A 17,667-nucleotide genomic window follows, 5' to 3' on the forward strand; every position below is an offset into this window, starting at 1 on the left:
CGAACGCCGAAGGGCTCCCCGCACCACGGACAGCGGGGGAGCCCTTCGGATGAAGCGGGTGACCTGAGGTCAGGAGGCCTTGGCCTTCTCCTCGGTCTTGGCGGCGGCGGGAGCCGGGGCGGGCTTGGCGGCCTCGTAGAACTCCTCGCGCGGGTGCTCCATGGCGCCCAGCGAGACGACCTCGCGCTTGAGGAACATCGCGAGCGTCCAGTCCGCGAAGATACGGATCTTGCGGTTCCAGGTCGGCATCGCAAGACCGTGGTAGCCGCGGTGCATGTACCAGGCGAGACGGCCCTTGAGCTTGATCTTCATCTTGCCCATGACGATCATCGCCACGCCCTTGTGCAGGCCGAGACCCGCGACGGCACCCTTGTTGGCGTGCTCGTACTCCTTCTGCGGGAAGCCCCGCATGCCGGAGACCACATTGTCGCCGAGGACCTTGGCCTGGCGCAGCGCGTGCTGGGCGTTCGGCGGGCACCAGGCGTTCTCGTTGCCCGCCTTGCGGCCGACGAGGTCCGGGACCTGGGCGTTGTCGCCCGCGGCCCAGATGTAGTCGGTGCCCTTGACCTGGAGGGTCGGCTCGCAGTCGACGTGACCGCGCGGGCCGAGCGGCAGGCCGTAGCGGGCCAGCGCCGGGTTGGGCTTGACGCCCGCGGTCCACACGATGGTGTCGGAGTCGACCTCGAGGCCGTTCTTCAGCACGACGTGGCCGTCGACGCAGGAGTCCATGGAGGTGGAGAGGTAGATCTCCACGCCCCGGCTCTCCAGGTGCTCCTTGCCGTACTGGCCGAGCTTCGGGCCGACCTCGGGAAGGATCTTGTCGGCGGCGTCGACCAGGATGAACCGCATGTCCTCGCGGGACACGTTCTTGTAGTACTTGGCCGCGTCGCGGGCCATGTCCTCGACCTCGCCGATGGTCTCCGCGCCCGCGAAGCCACCACCGATGAAGACGAAGGTGAGCGCCTTGCGGCGGATCTCCTCGTCGGTCGTGGAGTCGGCCTTGTCCAGCTGCTCCAGGACGTGGTTGCGCAGGCCGATGGACTCCTCGATGCCCTTCATGCCGATGCCCTGCTCGGCGAGGCCGGGGATCGGGAAGGTACGGGAGACCGCGCCGAGCGCGACGACCAGGTAGTCGAAGGGGAGTTCGTACGCCTCGCCCACGAGCGGGGCGATGGTCGCTACCTTGCGGTCCTGGTCGATGGTGGTGACCCGGCCGGTGAGGACCTCGGCCTTCGGCAGCACGCGTCGCAGCGGGACGACGACATGCCGGGGCGAGATGCTGCCGGCGGCGGCTTCGGGCAGGAAGGGCTGGTAGGTCATGTACGACCGGGGGTCGACGACCGTGACGGTCGCCTCGCCGTAGCGCATCTTCTTGAGGATGCGCCGAGCTGCGTACAGGCCTACGTACCCACCGCCTACTACGAGGATCCTGGGACGCTCCGTGGTGCTCATGCCATCGAGTATCCACCTGCTCCTGAGGGGTAGCTCGTGCGCCCCTTCACAAGGTTGGAGAGGGCCTGTGTTATCCTCCGCCGCCCACGTGACGCAGATCATGTTCCGCGCGGGGAACTCAAGGTCGTTCTGACCCGTTGTCAAGGCCGCGTGAGCTGGCCCTCCGGCTTCTCGACCCCCTCATGGATCACCGTCCGGAGACCCCTCGGACACCTCCACGAAACACCCGCGCAACGCTCTCGTGAGCACCCCTCAAGGGCCGTTGAGCCCTCGAATGGGTCAATGTGGCCCCTTGTGTTGCCCCCGGGGGCCGAATTCCTTGTGAAGAACTTCACGAAGCTTTCCGGCGAAGGGCCGCGAAGCGGCGTGTCGGCCGCCCCGCGACCCCGCTCATCCGTCGTACGGCCTGCTCAGCCGCTCGCTACCGGGTGGTAACGAGCCTGCTGGGCAAGGCCGTACGGATGCGCCGTACGGGCAGGTCCCCGAGCGCTACGCCAGGGAGAACGCGATGCCGTCGAGGATGTCGTGCTCGCTGACGACGACCTCCTCGGCGCCGATCCGCTCCATGAGGGCGAGCAGGACCAGCGCGCCCGCGCCGATGACGTCCACACGGCCGGGGTGCATCGAGGGGACCTCGGCGCGCTCGGCGTGGGTGGAGGAGAGCAGCCACTCGGTGATCTGGCGGACCCGGCCGCGCGTCATGCGGGAGTGGTGGATGCGCGCGGGGTCGTACTCCGGCAGCTCCTGGTCGATCGCGGAGACGGTGGTGACCGAACCGGCGAGGCCGACCAGGGTGCGCGCCTCGCGCAGCGGGACGCTCTTCTCGGCGAGGTCCAGCGCGGCCTCGATGTCGGCCCGCATGGCGGCGACCTGCTCGGGCGTGGGCGGGTCGGTGACCCTGCCCTCCTCGACCAGATGGCGCTCGGTCATGCGCACACAGCCCACGTCCACCGAGCACGCGGCGCGCACCCGGTCCTCGCCGACGACGAACTCGGTGGAGCCGCCGCCGATGTCCACCACCAGATAGGGCTGGGCGAAGCCGTCGCCGCCGGTCAGCTCCTTGGTGGCGCCGGTGAAGGAGAACTCGGCCTCCTGGTCGCCGGAGATGACCTCGGGGTCGACGCCGAGGATGTCCACGACACCACTGACGAACTCGTCCCGGTTCTCCGCGTCCCGGGAGGCGGAGGTGGCCACGAACCGCACCTTGTCGGCGCCCAGTTCGCGGATGACCCCGGCGTACTCGCGGCACGCGGCGAAGGTCCGCTCCAGCGCCTCGGGGGCGAGACGGCCGGTGCGGTCGACGCCCTGGCCGAGGCGGACGATGGTCATACGGCGGTCCAGCTCGCGCAGCTCGCCCGTCGCGGGGTTCACGTCGGCGACGAGCAGGCGGATGGAGTTGGTGCCGCAGTCGACGGCGGCGACACGGGTGAAGCCGTCGGCGGACCCCGCGGGCTCCCCGGCCGTCGCCTCAGCCGTCTCCGGGGCGGCCGTCCCGCACGCGCCGCCCTCCGGCGTCACGCACGGGCCCTTCGCCCACCACTCGGGCAGCATCGCGATCGTCTCGTCGCCCAGCGGGTTCACCCCGGGGCCCGCGGCCAGCGAGTGGGCCACGAGGACGTGCAGGCACTTGACCCGGTCGGGCATGCCGCCCGCGCTGGGGAAGCCCGCCAGGACCTCGATCTCGTCGCGGCGCCGGATGTAGTCCTCGTGCGCGGCGCGGTAGGCGGCGGCCAGCTCGGGGTCGGTCTTCAGCCGCTCGGTCATCTCCTTCATGACGCCGTTCGCCTCCAGCGTGCCGATCGCCGAGGCGGCGCGCGGGCACGTCAGGTAGTACGTCGTCGGGAAGGGCGTGCCGTCGGGCAGCCGGGGGGCCGTCTCCACGACGTCCGGCTGCCCGCAGGGGCACCGGTGGGCGATGGCCCGCAGACCGCGCGGCGGACGGCCGAGCTGCTGCTTGAAGGCCGCCACGTCGGCTGCGGTGGGCTCGGTGCGCAAAGTGGGCGGCGGGGGCGTTTCCATGACTGCTTCCAGAGTGGCTTTCTGTGGGTCACCGGCGGGTGCCGGTCACTGGTCGGAGGCGTCGGCCTTGTCGACGCCGTCCCAGACGTTCGCGTACCAGGGCCGGTGGGCGGCCCCCTTGTCGGCGCGGGACTGCTTGGCCGCGCCGGGGTCGATCACCACGTACCCGGTCTCGCCGGGCAGCACGTAGTGCAGCCTGCGCCGGATCTGCTGTTCGGCGTAGGCGTCGTCCTGCCAGCGCGCCTTGATGTCGCGCAGTTCCTCGACGCGCGCGCGGGCCTGCTGCTGGCGGCGCTGGAGGTCGGCGATCTCGGCGCGCTGGGAGACGTACTGGCGCATCGGGTAGGCGAGCGCGACGATCAGCGAGCACAGCACCATGGCGAGCAGGGCGGCGCGGCCGGTGAGCCGGGAGCGGCGGGCCTGCCGCTTGGTCTGGGAGCGGTAGACACGGGCGGCCGTCTGCTCGCCGAGCAGCCGCAGCCTGGTCGTGGTGGAGAAACGGTCCCGGTCCCTCGTGGCCATCTTCCCCGCCTCCCGTTCACGCGTACGTCCCCGGACACGGTACGGGACCGGGTCCGGGGACGTAGGACGACTGGCGGGAGCCGGCTCCCGCGCAGGCTCAGCCCTTGAAGCGCGGGAAGGCGCTGCGGCCGGCGTAGACCGCGGCGTCGTCGAGGATCTCCTCGATGCGCAGGAGCTGGTTGTACTTGGCGACGCGCTCGGAGCGGGCCGGGGCGCCGGTCTTGATCTGGCCGCAGTTGGTGGCGACGGCGAGGTCGGCGATGGTGACGTCCTCGGTCTCGCCGGAGCGGTGGGACATCATGCACTTGTAGCCGTTGCGCTGGGCCATCTCGACGGCGTCCAGGGTCTCGGTCAGCGAGCCGATCTGGTTGACCTTGACCAGCAGGGCGTTGGCGATGCCCTCCTCGATGCCGCGGGCCAGGCGCTCGGGGTTGGTGACGAACAGGTCGTCACCGACGATCTGCACCTTGTCGCCGAGGCGGTCGGTGAGGACCTTCCAGCCGGCCCAGTCGTCCTCGAACAGCGGGTCCTCGATGGAGACCAGCGGGTAGGCCGCGACCAGCTCCTCGTAGTACTCCGTCATCTCGGCGGCGGAGCGCTCCTTGCCCTCGAAGAGGTACTTGCCGTCCTTGTAGAACTCGGACGCGGCGACGTCGAGCGCCAGGGCGACCTGCTCGCCGGGGACGTAACCGGCCTCCTGGATGGCCTCGATGATGAGGTCGAGAGCCTCGCGGTTGGAGCCGAGGTTGGGGGCGAAGCCGCCCTCGTCGCCGAGACCGGTGGCCAGACCCTTGCGCTTCAGGACCTTCTTGAGGGTGTGGTAGACCTCGGCGCCCCAGCGGACGGCCTCGGAGAAGGACTCCGCGCCGATCGGCGCGATCATGAACTCCTGGATGTCCACGTTGGAGTCGGCGTGCGAGCCGCCGTTCAGGATGTTCATCATCGGCACCGGCAGCAGGTGCGCGTTGGGGCCGCCCAGGTAGCGGAAGAGCGGCAGGTCGCTGGCCTCGGAGGCGGCGTGGGCGACGGCGAGGGAGACGCCGAGGATGGCGTTGGCGCCGAGCGAGCCCTTGTTGTCGGTGGCGTCCAGGTCGAACATGGCCTGGTCGATCAGGCGCTGCTCGGTGGCGTCGTAGCCGACCAGCTCCGGGCCGATCTGCTCGATGACGGCGAGGACGGCCTTCTCGACGCCCTTGCCCTGGTAGCGGTTGGGGTCGCCGTCACGAAGCTCGATGGCCTCGAAGGCACCGGTGGAGGCGCCGGACGGAACGGCGGCACGACCCGTGCTGCCGTCGTCGAGGCCGACCTCGACCTCGACCGTGGGGTTGCCTCGGGAGTCCAGGATTTCCCGGGCTACGACGACGTCGATGGACGGCACGAGCATCTCCTTCTTGGATGTGACGCTGAGATGTGCGGGGCGGTGTGCCTCACGGCACTGCCTTGCGACTAGAGCCTAACCGTCCCCGGGGTGTCGGCCGTCGACCGACCGTCCCGTGGACAGGGAGACCGTACTCATTGTTCACGCCCGGAACAAAGGGGTGCCGGGGGGTCTGGCCAGCGGGGTGCCGCACGGCCGGTGCGAGGCGGTGCGGGTACGGGCCTCCGGGGCGGCCGACGGGGCCGCGAAGCCCCGCTCCGGCGCGTACGGGGGAACACGCACCGGTGCGGGGCCTGGTGGGGGGAGGGGGCTCACCGCGGCCGTATGCGGGGGCGGCGGTGCGGTGAGCGGGTGCGGGGGCGCCGCTCGTCGAGCGGGCGGCGCGCGGGGCCGCTACTTCAGGTGCAGCATCTGGCCGGGGTAGATGAGGTCGGCCTTCTGGACGATGTCCTTGTTGAGGTCGAACAGCTTCTTCCAGCCGCCCTTGACGTGGTGCCGGGTGGCGATGGTGCTGAGCGTGTCGCCCTTGACGACCTTGTACTCGCCGTCGCCCTTCTTGACCTTCTGGCCGGTCGGGGTGGTGACGGTGGCGGCGGGACGGTTCGCGGAGCGCGAGGCGGTCTCGGGGGCGGTGGTGCGCGCGGCGGCGTCCGTCGTGGCCTTGGCGGTGTCCGTGGTGGTCTTCGCCGTGGTGGACGGGGTGCTCGCGGCGGTGGAGCTGTACGGCGTGCTGGACAGGCCCGTGCCGCAGACCGGCCAGGCGCCCTTGCCCTGAGCGGCGAGGACCTTCTCCGCGATGGTGATCTGCTGGTCCTTGGTGGCCTTGTCGGCGGTGGCGGCGTACTGCGCGCCGCCGTAGGCGCCCCAGGTGGCGGCGGAGAACTGGAGGCCGCCGTAGTAGCCGTTGCCGGTGTTGATGGCCCAGTTGCCGCCGGACTCGCACTGGGCGACGGCGTCCCACTCGGAGGCGGTGGCGGCGGAGGCGTTGCCGGCCGTCATCAGCGGACCGGCGATCGCGGCGCCGGCGACACCGGCGAGCGCGAGGGTGCGGACGGCCTTGGCCGGGCGACGGTGCGTGCCCTTGCTGGAAAGCAGCATGGATCGATCCCCTCACCGACGCCTGCGAGGTGAGCTGTCGGGTTCGGGCCGGTTGAGTTGCCCGGCCACCCTCCCCGTCGTGGAGAAGGTGGCTTCACCCCAAGCCCGTCCCGGTGTCAATCACCGGTCGGGGCACTTACCTTGGTTCCCCCGCTCCTGCCGGCGGCGCTTGACGCGTCGACTGTTCCCGGGTGACCGCTGGCAGGATTCGGCGTGCCGGTCATCGGGGCTCGTGGTGACGAGCGGACCGACCGTAGACACGGACAGAGGGGAATTTCAAAGACGATCAGGGCCTCTGAGACTCATCCCACACTTTCGCCAAATAGGACATACGGCCAGAAGAGGGACGTCAATCCCGCCTCGAATCGGGCTACTTGCCCTCCGCCCCGCCGGGCACCTTGAGCTTCTGACCAAGGACAAGGGCGTCCGGGTCGCCACCGATGGTCTTCTTGTTCGCGGAGTAGAGCGCCTGCCAGCCGCCGTCGACACCAAGGGAGTCGGCGATGGATTCCAGCGTGTCGCCCTCGTGGATGGTGTATGTGGTCGCGGAGGGCAGGGCGTGGCGCCCGCTGTTGTCCGCCTTCTGACCGCTTGTCACGCTTTCGTCCGCGCTGCCACCCCGGTGACGGCCGCCACCGGTGAGCGCGCCGGTGTCGACGAGGCTCCAGGAGCCGCCGTCCTGCCAGGCGTCGTCGGACTCCTCGGAGGCGGGGGCGGAGTAGTCGCCGGAGGTGCCCGCGTCGCCGCCGGAGGCGGAGGCGCCGGACGTGGCGTCCTTGTCCTTGCCGGAGCCCTTGGCGTCCGCGTCCTTGTCCTTGCCCTTGGACGGCTTGGCCGACGCGTCGGCGGAGGAGTCGTCCGAGGCCGACGCGGAGGGCGAGTCCGACGGCTCGGCCGAGTCGGACGAGCCGGACTTACCGGCGGATTCCGACGCGGACGGCGAGGCACTGTCCTTGCCCTTGCCGTCGGAGGAACCGGCGCTCGGGGACGCGGTGTCCGCGACTCCCGTGTCCACGTTCACCGAGGCGGAGTCGGAGGTCAGACCGGCCGTCAGGGCGCAGGTCGCCCAGTGGGTGGTGCCCTGCTCGGCGAGGATCTTCTCGGCGACGGAGATCTGCTGGGAGCGGCTGGCCAGGTCGGCGGTGGCCGCGTACTGGTTGCCGCCGTACTTGTCCCAGTCCTCCTGCGAGATCTGGAGACCGCCGTAGTAGCCGTTGCCCGTGTTGGCGCTCCAGGAGCCGCCGCTTTCGCACTCGGCCACCTTGTCCCAGGTGGTGCCGTCGGCCGCGTGGGCGCTCGCCGCGCCGAGGAGCGGGATCGCGATGGCGGAGGTGGTCACACCGGCCGCGACGAGGAGCGCCGGAGCCTGGCGGGGGCGACGGTGACGACCGTTCCCGGAGAGCATACGGGGGCCTTTCGTACGACAGCAGTACGGCGTGGCGAGTGGTGCTCGGCGCCACACTGATGGGTGAACGTATAGGCAGACGATCGCTTGTCACAAGTTCATGCCGCACAGATCACGTGAAGATCACATCGTTGAGTGTCCGTCATGTTCCTGTTTGCCGGTGCGTGTTCCGTGGGTAGGGCTGACGGATCGCGCTGCGGTCCAGCTCAGTTGTGCTGCGGCCCGATCGGCGTGAATTCGACCGGGAGCGTGCGCAGTCCCCGCATGATGAGCCCGCCCCGCCAGCGCAGTTCGGCCGGTTCGACGGCGAGGCGCAGATCGGGCAGCCGGGTGAAGAGGGTGGCCAGCGCGGCCTGCCCCTCCAGGCGGGCGAGCGGGGCGCCCAGGCAGTAGTGGATGCCGTGGCCGTAGCCGAGGTGCTGGTTGTCGGCGCGGCCGAGGTCCAGCACGTCCGGGTCGGGGAAGCGCGCGGGGTCGCGGTCCGCCGCCGCGAGCACCACCAGCACCGGGTCTCCGGCGGCGACCTCCTGGCCGCCGAGGGTGAGCGGCTCGGTGGCGAACCGCCAGGTGGCCAGCTCCACCGGGCCGTCGTAGCGCAGAAGTTCCTCCACTCCGGTCTGGAGCAGGCCCGTCTCCCCGGCTGCCAGGGAGCGCTGGAGGCGGACGCGCTCCTCGGGGTGGGTGAGCAGGGCGAGAGTGCCGTTGCCGATCAGATTCACGGTGGTCTCGAAGCCGGCGAACAGCAGGATGAACGCCATGGCCGCTGCCTCGTTCTCGGTGAGGTGCTCACCGTGGTCCGAGGCCCGGATGAGGCCCGAGATCAGGTCCTCGCCGGGGGCGGGTTCGGCGGGCAGCGCGGCCCGCTTGCGGTGGATCAGCTCGGCCAGATAGCCGCGCATCTTCTTCACCGAGCGCGCCACCCCGCCCCGGGGGCCGCCGCCGTGACGGATCATCATGCCCGCCCAGTCCCGGAAGTCGTCCTGGTCCTCGCGGGGGACGCCGAGCAGGTCGCAGATGGCGTAGATCGGCAGCGGGAAGGCGAAGTCGTGGATGAGGTCGGCGGAGCCCTTCGCGGCGAAGGACCCGATGAGGTCGTCGGTCAGCTCCTGCACCCGGGGCGCGAACTCGGCCACCCGGCGCGGGGTGAACGCCTTGCTGACCAGTCGGCGCAGCCGGGTGTGGTCCGGCGGGTCGATGTTCAGCAGGTGCGTCATCAGGTCCGCCTTGCGCTCACCGGGGATGCCGGTCTTGCCCTTGGCGTGCGCGGGCTCGTCGTGATGCGCCGGGTTCTTGCTGAGCCGGGCGTCGGCGAGCGCCTGCCGGGCATCGGTGTACCGCGTGACCAGCCAGGCCTCCACCCCGCTGGGCAGCCTGGTCCGGTGCACGGGCGCGTGCTCGCGCAGCCAGGCGTAGGCGGGGTAGGGGTCGGTGGCGAACTCCCAGGTGAAGAGGTCGGGGGCGGGCTCGCCGGGGCGGTCGCAGGAGGGCTGATCGGTCACAGGTCGACGGTATCCCGGGGGCCGGGCGGGGCACCCGGCCAGGCTCTTCGCTACGCGGCGTCTGAACCGTTCCCCTCCGCCGTACGTATCGCATCCCGGTAGGTCCGTGCGGCGGCTCGCAGTGCCGTCTCGGGGTCGACCCCCTCGGACTCGGCGCGGGCGGCCAGGGCCAGGAGTTCGTAGCCGATGCCGTCGCCCTGAGGAAGGGGGACGTCCAGGTGGGCGGTGCGGGCGCGGGAGGCGAGCTTGGCGGCCAGCGCGAGACCGGGCTGGCCGAGCGGGACACCCTCGGTCACCGAGGTGCGCCGCTTCTCCTCGGCCTTGGTGCGCAGCCAGTGCCGCTTGACGTCCTCCGGGGTCTCGGCCGTCTCGTCGCCGAAGACGTGCGGGTGGCGGTGGATGAGCTTGGTGACGATGCCCCCGGCCACGTCGTCGATGTCGAAGGGGACATCGGGGTCCTCGGCGGCGATGCGGGCGTGGAAGACGACCTGGAGCAGCACGTCGCCCAGCTCCTCCCGCAGCTCCTCGCGGTCGCCCGCCTCGATCGCCTCGACCAGTTCGTACGCCTCCTCGATGCCGTACTTGGCCAGGCCCTCGTGGGTCTGCCGGGAGGACCACGGGCACTCGGCGCGGATGCGGTCCATGACCTGCACCAGGTCGAGGAGGCGGGCGCCGGGCAGGTCGTAGGAGGCGGGCAGCAGCTCCAGGTCGGGCATCCGCACCCGGCCCGACCCGGCCAGGCGGGCCAGGCCGTCGGTCAGGGCGGGCTCGCCCTCGCCCGTGGCCACGACCACCACCGTGCGCCCGCCCGCGCAGGCGTCGACCAGCTCCTCGGCGGTCGGGGCCGCCTCCGACACCGCTATTCCGGCCTCGCGCAGATAGGGCACCTGCGGGTGCGCGCCGTCGGCGCACAGCACGGCGTCGGCGGCGTGCAGGGCCTGCCAGGCGGGCCAGGACAGCAGGCCGGGGGCGACACGGTGGCTGGTGGTGAGCAGGACGATGCGGCCGGGGGCGGCTTCGGTGCTGGTTGCGTTCACGATCCGAACGTAACCCACGGTGCGCGGGGGCGTCGCGAGTTGTCCACAGGGGCCGGGGAGTCCTGTGATCGTAGGACCGCGGCCACCGCTGTGGCCGCCTGAGCAGCCGACCCGCCAGGCCGCCTCAGCCGCTAGGCCGACTGCGCCGCCGACGCGTCCCGCACCCATGGTGTCCTGACGTCCACCCGGCTGCTCTTGGTCGTGTCCCAGGTGCCGTAGCGCGGGTTGAGGTCGATGCGGAGCTTCTTCGACGCCTGAGACAGGGCCTTCCAGAAGGCGGGCTGGGTGGTGTCGGTGCCGAGCTTGGCCGCGAGCTTCTGGGCCTCGATCTGGAGGCGGAGGTTGTCGTCGAGACGTTCGGGGGCGATGCCGTACTTCTGGAGCCACGCCGCCTCCAGGCCCTTGGCGCCGCCCGCCTGCTGTTCGAGGTCGGAGCGCAGCTTCTGGACCTCCTTGCGGGAGACGGTGACCCCCGCGTCGTGCGCGGCGCGGGCCAGCACCTGGTCCAGGACCATGGTGTGCAGGGTGTCGCGGGTGAGGCTGCCGCTGGAGGCGAGGACCTGCTGGTACTGCGCCGGGTCGGGCGCCGAGGCCCGCTGGGCCGCGCGTACCTCGTTCACCCGGCTCTCCAGCTGGGCGACGGTGATGCGCTGCCCGCCGACGACCGCCGCCGCGCCCGGGTGCGCGTCGCTCCCGCAGGCGGTGAGGAGGGGGGCCGCGGCGACGATCGCGGCGGAGAGGACGAACGCGGTACGACGGCGGCGGTGCAAGGGGACCTCCTGAGGAGTTTGTGCGGCGGTGCACAAGGTCTTGCGGTGATCGATGGTAGGCAGCCGAACTGCTCCGGCCAACCCATCGGACCAACGATTCACCACGAGTTCGGGCACCGCCGCGTCACTCCGGCGGGGGTGTCAGCCCGTGATGGCCACCGGCGCGTCCCAGGCGTCGCGGTCCACGGTGAGCGTGACGCCGCCGTGCGACTCCTTGCTGTTCACCATGTACTGGTGGGCGCGGCTGTGGCCGGTGAACCGCTGGGCGTCCCAGGGCCAGTCGGACGTGGTGGTGTTCTTCTTGTCCCACAGCGCGTACCAGAGGTTGCCCGGCAGGTCGCTCGTGTCGGACGCGGTGGCGATCGCCTTGGCGCTGGAGCTGGTGAAGCCGTAGTAGCCCGCGCGGTAGGTCTTGGCGTGCAGGGCCTTGTCGAACGCGCGCACATAGGTGAGCACGGTGTCGTTGCACGCCTTGTTCGTCGTGTCGTACGGCTCCATGTCCAGATAGACGGGGCTGCCCTTCTTCATGCCGAGCGCGGACGCCTTGGCCACGGCGTCGGCGGCGTCGGACGCGCCGAGGGAGGCGGCGTCGGCGGCCGTCATCTTCTCGGGGTTGGAACCGGTCTGGCAGGACGGCTGGGCACCGACGTAGAGGGGTATGAGTTTCCAGCCGAGCGCGCTGACCGACTTCACCCAGGAGGCGGTGAGGTTGGGCTGGGCGCAGCCGCGGTTCTTGCCGCCCACGTAGACGGCGGCGGCGCCGTAGAAGCCGGTGTGCCACGCCTTCATGGTGGACAGCGAGGGTGCGGTGCAGGTGTCGAAGGCCCGCCCGGTGAACGTCTTCTGCGCGGGCCAGGTCGTCGCGGCCATGGACGCCGTGGCCGCCACTCCGGCCCCCGCCACGACGGCCGCGCCGGCCGCCGTCCACGCGAGGTGTCTGACCTTCTTCGACTGCCGGTGTCCGGCCATTTCCCCACCCCTGTGTACGCGTGTGCGCGAACGAACGGACGGACGCGTCGGCGTCCGTCGCGTGCAACGTAGTCGACGGCACGCGTGTGCGAGGAAACGGAAACCCCGTGCTTGTCCACGACTTTTACAAGGACATGCCATGGATCGGGAAAATGTCCGGGCACCGGGCCGATGCCGTACAACTCGCGCCGCTCCCGGCAGGTCTCCCCGTCGCTTCACCCCCTTTTCCCGCACCATCCTCGGAGTCCCAGATGGCCATCAGCGCCCGCCGTGAACGACAGCTGCTCGAAGCGGCGACCCCCCTGCTTCTTCCGGACGAGCGGGTGGAGATGACCAGCCTGGCGGCCGTCGGCACCGTCTCCGTGAAGAAGCAGGTGCTCACCGCCGCCGTGGTCGGCATCCTCAGCGCGGGCACCGTGATGGCCACGGTCAGGCCCCGCCCGATGTACCTCGTCCTGACCGACCAGCGCGTCCTGTTCTTCGACGGCCCGAACGGCGGCAAGCCGGGCAAGCTCCTCGTCAACTTCCCCCGGCCGTACCTCTCCACGGGCAGGACGAAGAAGGGCTTCCTCGGTCTGACCTACCTCACCCATCTCACCCTGGAGGGTCAGGAGCAGAGCCTGAAGGTGCTCTTCCCCGTCCAGCACCGCAAGGACGGCCCGAAGTTCGTCGCCGCGCTCCCGATGACGCGCTGAGCCTGCGCTCGCGCGCTCAGCCCCGCACCTGGCCCAGCCACTGCAGGGTGCGCCGGATGTCGGCGGCCAGCGGGTGGCCCATGCCGTGCACCCGCTCCACGTCCATCAGCAGCCGCGCCAGCATGTCGTGGGCGGCCGGGCGGTCGCCCAGGGCGAGCAGCAGATGGCCGATGCGGCGGCGGACGTCGTGGGCGAGCTGGGGGTCGCCGGAGACGTACCGGTTCTCGTAGTACGGCAGCAGCGCGCGGTACTCCGCGAGCGCCGCCGCCGGTTCGCCCAGCTGCTCCAGGCACTGCGCGGCCTCGTAGCGGTGGCGCAGGGACTGCGGGTCGGCCTGGCCCGCCTCGGCGGCGCGTTCGTCGGCGAGGCGGCGCAGTTCGGGCAGCGCGCGCCGGTACTGGCCGTCGTCCAGGAGCGTGGCCGCGTACTGCTTGCGCAGGGTGCGCACGACCGGGGAGTGCTCGCCGTGCTGTTCGGCGGCGGCGGGCAGGATCGCGCCCAGGATGTCGACGGCCTGGGTGATGCGCCCCTCCCCCAGCAGCCGCTTGACCTCGTCCACGGCCGCCGCCACGTCCGGCTTGTCGTCCACCGGTGGCGTGGGGGCGACCTGCGCGGGCTGCGGCGCCGGGATGCGGGCGCGGTCCGGCCAGGGGGCGTGCGGGCGCAGGAAGGGGCGCGTGGGGTCCAGCGGCGCACCGGTGGGGGTGCCGCGCGCGGGCAGCAGCGGCACCAGGTGCTCGTACACCTCCTGCGCGGAGGCCGGACGGTCCTGCGGGTCCTTCGCGAGCAGCCGCAGCACCAGCCGCTCCAGCGGTTCCGGCACCTCCGGGCGCAGCCTGCGCACCGGGAGCGGCGGCTCGTACAGATGCCGGTGCAGCACGCCGAGCGCGGTGGACCCGGCGAACGGCACCTCCCCGCTGAGCAGTTCGTGCAGCAGCACCCCGAGCGCGTACAGATCGGTGTACGGGCCGACCGCGCCGCCCATCGCCTGCTCCGGCGCCATGTAGGCGGGCGAGCCGATCGGGGAGCCGGTGTGGGTGAGGCGGGTGGTGTCGGTGTCCATCACCGAGGCCACGCCCAGGTCGAGAACGGTGACCGTGCCGTCCTGCTTCACCATCACATTGCGCGGCTTGAGGTCGCGGTGGACGATCGGCACCGCGTGGACCGCGCTCAGCACCGCGCACAGCTGCGCGGCGACCGTCACCGCCCACGGCCACGGGTAGGGGTCGTGCTCCGCGAGATGGTCGGAGAGGTCGGCGCCGTCCACGTACTGCATGACGAGGAACAGCTCCTCGCCCTCGCTGCCCGCGTCGTGCACGGTGACCAGGCCCGGGTGGTCGACCTGCGCGGTCACCCGGCACTCGCGCAGGAACCTGCGGCGCAGCTCGTCCGCCTCCTGCCCGGCCACCTTGTCGGGGCGCAGCAGCTTCACCGCCACCCGCCGGTCCAGTCGGCGGTCGTACGCCGTCCAGACCTGGCCCATGCCGCCCTGGCCTATGAGGGTGGCCAGTTCGTACCGGGCCGCGATCACCCGTCCCTGTGTCACCGTCACCGTCCGCCCTCGTGGCCGTCGTGCTTGCGCAGATAGTCGCTCAGCTCGTCCAGCTCGGCGCGCACCTGGTCGATGCGTGCGGGGGCGGGGCGGCTGGGCGGCTGGGGCGGGAGGTTCTGCGGGAGAACGGGGTGGGGCGGCGGCGCGGGTGCGTACGTCTGTGCCGCCGGGTCGGCGTGGTGCGGGGGCGGCATCGGCGCGGGCGGGGTCGCGTACGGCGGGGCGGGCGGGTAGCCGTACGCCATGGGCGCCGTCCGGGCGTGCGGGGGCGCGTAACCCGCGTGCTGGAAAGCCCTGTTGTGGTGACCGATGTCCACGACCAGGTAGTAGACGGCGGCGGCCAGGGCGACGAACAGGATCGTGGCCGCCGCGGCGTCGCTCCTCGGGTCCGTCTCCGGCACCTCGCCGATCACGGCGACACAGCCGACGGACAGCACCAGGCTCGCCCAGGCCACCAGCCAGTCGTACCACCGCCCGCGCAGGAACGCGGCCCGGAACAGCGGCACGCAGGCGAAGAAGCCGCACGAGAGCAGGGCACAGGCCGTCATGAACACCCGAAGGGCGATGACGGTCCCCGCGCCGCGGGTGGGCGGCTGCGCGCCGTGGCCGTACATGACTGCTCCCGGACCGGTTCGTTGTCGGAGGTCGAGCGTATAGGCCGACACCGACAAGGCGTTACGAGTTGTACCGAACCGTTGTCCGGGCCTCCGGTATGTTCCGCGCGCCCGCCTGACCGCAGGTCACTCCGGTGCGACGGTGCCGTCCGTGAGCCCGTCGTACATACCGCGCAGCAGCTGCTCTCCGAGCCGTCCCGCGTGGCGCAGCGCCCGCTCGAACTCGTCCAGGGCGTGGAACCGGGCGCCGTAGCGGAGCTGTTCGGCGAGCGGGAGCCGGGGCAGTTGCAGACGGCGCACGTCGAGCCGGGTGGCGGTGGAGGCGTAGCTGCTGGCCTGGCGGTTGTTGGCGGTGCCGCGCAGGAACCCGGCGAGGAACCATGGATCGAGGGCGCCCGGGTCGGGACGCAGCAGCACGAGGTTGCGGCCGAGGGCGGCGCCCGCCGTGGCCTCGTCCACCACGCGCGCGACCGAGCCGCCGCCGAGCACGGGGACGACCACGTCGCCCGGTTCGGTCAGCACCGTCTCGTCGTCGCCGTCCGTGAGGGTGCCGGAGGGGGGTGATCCGGCGAGGACGTCGTGGTCGGTGAGGACGGGGAGGCGGGTGGGGGTGGGCGTGGGCGTGGCCGCGGGGTGGCCGACGAAGCCGGTGCCGGGGGTGGGGGTGGGGAGGCCGGAGGTGCCGGGGGTGCCGGGTGCCGCGCCGGTGCGCAGGACGAGGGCGCCGCCGCGCGCGAGTTCGCCGACGGTGGTGAGCGGCCAGCGGGTGGCGGGCGCGGGGGCGGCGGGGGGCGGGGCCAGTTCGGCGGTCAGGCGCAGGGTCTCCCCGAGGCGTTCGCGGACCTCCGCGAGCTGTTCGGCGCCGTCCGCGGCGGCCGGGGGCGGGAGGTGGCGGGCCGGGGCCAGGTCCACGTCGTCGTCGAGGAGTTCGATGACCGGCACGGAACGCGCGAGCCCGGGGCGCTCCGCGAGCCGCCCCGCGCGCGCGAAGTCGCGCCAGGCGTCGAGCGCCGCGTCCCGCACCGCCTGCCAGTCCGGACCGCCGCGCGCCTCACCGGCGAACCGGCCGGTGTCCACGAGCAGCACCTCGGGCGTCACGGGCGTACGCCCTGGCCTGCTCAGCACCCAGACGTGCAGCGGGATGTTGTACGGCGGCGCCGCCCCGACCGGCAGCGCGATGACGGCACGCAGCGCGCCCCGCCGCAGCAGATCGGCGCGGATACGGCGCCCGGAACGCCGCGAGGCCGTGGCCGGCGGCATCAGCAGCACGGCGGTGCCGCCGTCGGCCAGCCGGGCCAGCGCGTGCTGCACCCAGGCCAGCTCGGACTCGGTGCGCGCCGGGAAGCCGTACTCCCACCGGGGGTCGTACGCCAGCTCGTCGTGCCCCCAGTTGCGCTCGTTGAACGGCGGATGGCACAGGACGGCATCCGCGCGCAGCTCCGGGAACGCGTCGGCGCGCAGGGTGTCGCCGACGGCCCCCCGGACGGTCGCCCGGCTGTGCAGGGCGAGCCGCAGCGCGGTGAGCGCGGCGAGGTCGGGGGCGCTGTCCTGGGCGTACAGGGCCTGGTCGGGGCGGGATTCGACGGCGCGCAGCAGGGCGCCGGTGCCGCAGGCGGGGTCGAGAACGGTGCGGGCGGGGCCGGTCAGGTCGGCCAGGTCCGCCATGAGCCCGGCGAGTTCGGCGGGGGTGAGCGTGTACTGGCGCGGGTTCGCGTCCAGGTGCCGGCCCAGCAGGAACTCGAAGGTCTGCCGCGCCCCCAGCTCCCCCGCGAGTTCGGCTGCGCCGCGCAGGAGGGGGGCGGAGGGGAGGAGCTGGGGGCCGGTGGGGGTGTGTACGGCGGGGGTGGGGGGTGGGGTGTTGGCAGGCGCGGTGTTGGCGTGCGCGGTGTGAACGGGTGGGGTGTGCACGGGCGCGGTGTGAACAGGCGCGGCGGTATAAGCGGCGGGGCCGGTGTTCACAGCGGCGGGGGAGGCGGACGGCGGCGGGGTGTTCGCGCCGGGGTGGCCGTTCACAGGGAGCGGGCTGTTCACAGGCGGGGGGCTGTTTACGGGGTGCGGGGTGTTCACGGCGTGTGGGGTGTTCACAGCGGCGGGGCCCGTTTCGGGGCGGCGCGTGTGAACACCGCGCTTCGGCGCGATGCCGAAGCGCGGGCCGATCACCTCGTTCAGCGCGCCGGGCAGCATCGCGGCCAGGCGCTCGTCGGAGCCTGCGCTGACGTCCAGCCAGACGGTGGGCCGTTCCTGGATGAGGAGCAGGACGCAGCCCACGTGCACCAGGGCGGTGACGGGGCCCTCGGGGTGCCCCGCGAGCTGCTGCCAGACCCGCTCGCGCAACGGCACTTCGGCGAGTTTCCCCTGCTTGCGCAGCCATGCCTCGACTTCCGCGAGGGCGAAGGAGGGGCTGGTCTCGGTACCGCCGACCGGCTTGGGGAAGTCACCGTGCCTGCGCCGCCAGTTGCTGACGGCGGCCCGGCCCACACCGGCGAGCCGGGCGATCCCCGCCGCGGTCACCTCTGTCGCGTTGTCCTGCACCGGCTCCACTCCCCTCGTCGCGTGTGTGCACCGAGCATACCGAGGCACGCAAGACTTACCGATTCACAGCTGTGCACTACCCATGCCCTGTAAACCGTGTTGACTCGGTTCACAGGCTCTGCTCT

The 17,667-nt window shown here is 72.0% G+C and carries 14 protein-coding genes, 1 pseudogene and 1 riboswitch; of the genes and pseudogenes, 1 reads left to right on the forward strand and 14 read right to left on the reverse strand.

The annotated features are described in order from the left end of the window. Positions 1-69: 69 nt before the first annotated feature. From B079_RS0122605 to B079_RS0122650, 11 genes and pseudogenes are all read right to left on the reverse strand, one after another. A complete protein-coding gene (locus B079_RS0122605) occupies positions 70-1,452 on the reverse strand; it encodes an NAD(P)/FAD-dependent oxidoreductase (RefSeq protein ID WP_078496062.1) in 1,383 nt (460 codons plus the stop codon). A gap of 489 nt (positions 1,453-1,941) precedes the next feature. Then, a complete protein-coding gene (locus B079_RS36035) occupies positions 1,942-2,844 on the reverse strand; it encodes a Ppx/GppA phosphatase family protein (protein WP_026248960.1) in 903 nt (300 codons plus the stop codon). A gap of 225 nt (positions 2,845-3,069) precedes the next feature. Then, positions 3,070-3,471 (reverse strand): annotated as a pseudogene (locus tag B079_RS36040) (DUF501 domain-containing protein); the annotation flags it as partial. 45 nt (positions 3,472-3,516) lie between these two features. Then, on the reverse strand, positions 3,517-3,993 hold the full coding sequence (locus tag B079_RS0122615; RefSeq protein ID WP_018548122.1) for an FtsB family cell division protein: 477 nt from the start codon (positions 3,991-3,993) through the stop codon (positions 3,517-3,519). Between the two features lie 97 nt (positions 3,994-4,090). Next, positions 4,091-5,377: a phosphopyruvate hydratase gene (gene eno, locus B079_RS0122620; RefSeq protein WP_018548123.1), complete on the reverse strand. Its 1,287-nt coding sequence runs from the start codon at positions 5,375-5,377 to the stop codon at positions 4,091-4,093. Positions 5,378-5,764: 387 nt separating this feature from the next. Beyond that, on the reverse strand, positions 5,765-6,469 hold the full coding sequence (locus B079_RS0122625) for a transglycosylase family protein (protein WP_018548124.1): 705 nt from the start codon (positions 6,467-6,469) through the stop codon (positions 5,765-5,767). 4 nt (positions 6,470-6,473) lie between these two features. After that, positions 6,474-6,647: riboswitch (cyclic di-AMP (ydaO/yuaA leader) on the reverse strand. A gap of 192 nt (positions 6,648-6,839) precedes the next feature. Next, a complete protein-coding gene (locus B079_RS0122630) occupies positions 6,840-7,874 on the reverse strand; it encodes a transglycosylase family protein (RefSeq protein WP_018548125.1) in 1,035 nt (344 codons plus the stop codon). A 206-nt stretch (positions 7,875-8,080) separates the two neighbouring features. Then, on the reverse strand, positions 8,081-9,373 hold the full coding sequence (locus tag B079_RS0122635) for a cytochrome P450 family protein (RefSeq protein WP_018548126.1): 1,293 nt from the start codon (positions 9,371-9,373) through the stop codon (positions 8,081-8,083). Between the two features lie 50 nt (positions 9,374-9,423). After that, complete coding sequence (locus B079_RS0122640) at positions 9,424-10,410, reverse strand: nucleoside triphosphate pyrophosphohydrolase (protein WP_026248961.1); 987 nt, start codon at positions 10,408-10,410, stop codon at positions 9,424-9,426. 131 nt (positions 10,411-10,541) lie between these two features. Further along, positions 10,542-11,180: a SurA N-terminal domain-containing protein gene (locus B079_RS0122645; protein ID WP_018548128.1), complete on the reverse strand. Its 639-nt coding sequence runs from the start codon at positions 11,178-11,180 to the stop codon at positions 10,542-10,544. Positions 11,181-11,321: 141 nt separating this feature from the next. Next, positions 11,322-12,149, reverse strand: a complete 828-nt coding sequence (locus tag B079_RS0122650; protein WP_018548129.1) for a glycoside hydrolase domain-containing protein — start codon at positions 12,147-12,149, stop codon at positions 11,322-11,324. Between the two features lie 251 nt (positions 12,150-12,400). Between B079_RS0122650 and B079_RS0122655 the strand changes: the two genes are divergently transcribed. Next, positions 12,401-12,844, forward strand: coding sequence for a hypothetical protein (locus B079_RS0122655; protein WP_018548130.1), 444 nt, complete (start codon positions 12,401-12,403; stop codon positions 12,842-12,844). A gap of 16 nt (positions 12,845-12,860) precedes the next feature. Here B079_RS0122655 and B079_RS0122660 read toward each other — a convergent pair whose 3' ends face one another. From B079_RS0122660 to B079_RS0122670, 3 genes are all read right to left on the reverse strand, one after another. Next, positions 12,861-14,327, reverse strand: coding sequence for a serine/threonine-protein kinase (locus tag B079_RS0122660; protein WP_234016859.1), 1,467 nt, complete (start codon positions 14,325-14,327; stop codon positions 12,861-12,863). A gap of 65 nt (positions 14,328-14,392) precedes the next feature. Further along, the gene (locus tag B079_RS0122665; protein WP_018548132.1) at positions 14,393-15,010 is read right to left on the reverse strand and encodes a hypothetical protein; all 618 of its coding nucleotides are present in this window, start codon (positions 15,008-15,010) and stop codon (positions 14,393-14,395) included. Between the two features lie 126 nt (positions 15,011-15,136). Next, entirely contained in the window at positions 15,137-17,542 is a 2,406-nt protein-coding gene (locus tag B079_RS0122670) for an N-6 DNA methylase (protein WP_026248962.1), read from the reverse strand. Positions 17,543-17,667: the final 125 nt, after the last annotated feature.

The organism is Streptomyces sp. LaPpAH-108 (assembly GCF_000373625.1).
Taxonomy (GTDB): domain Bacteria; phylum Actinomycetota; class Actinomycetes; order Streptomycetales; family Streptomycetaceae; genus Streptomyces.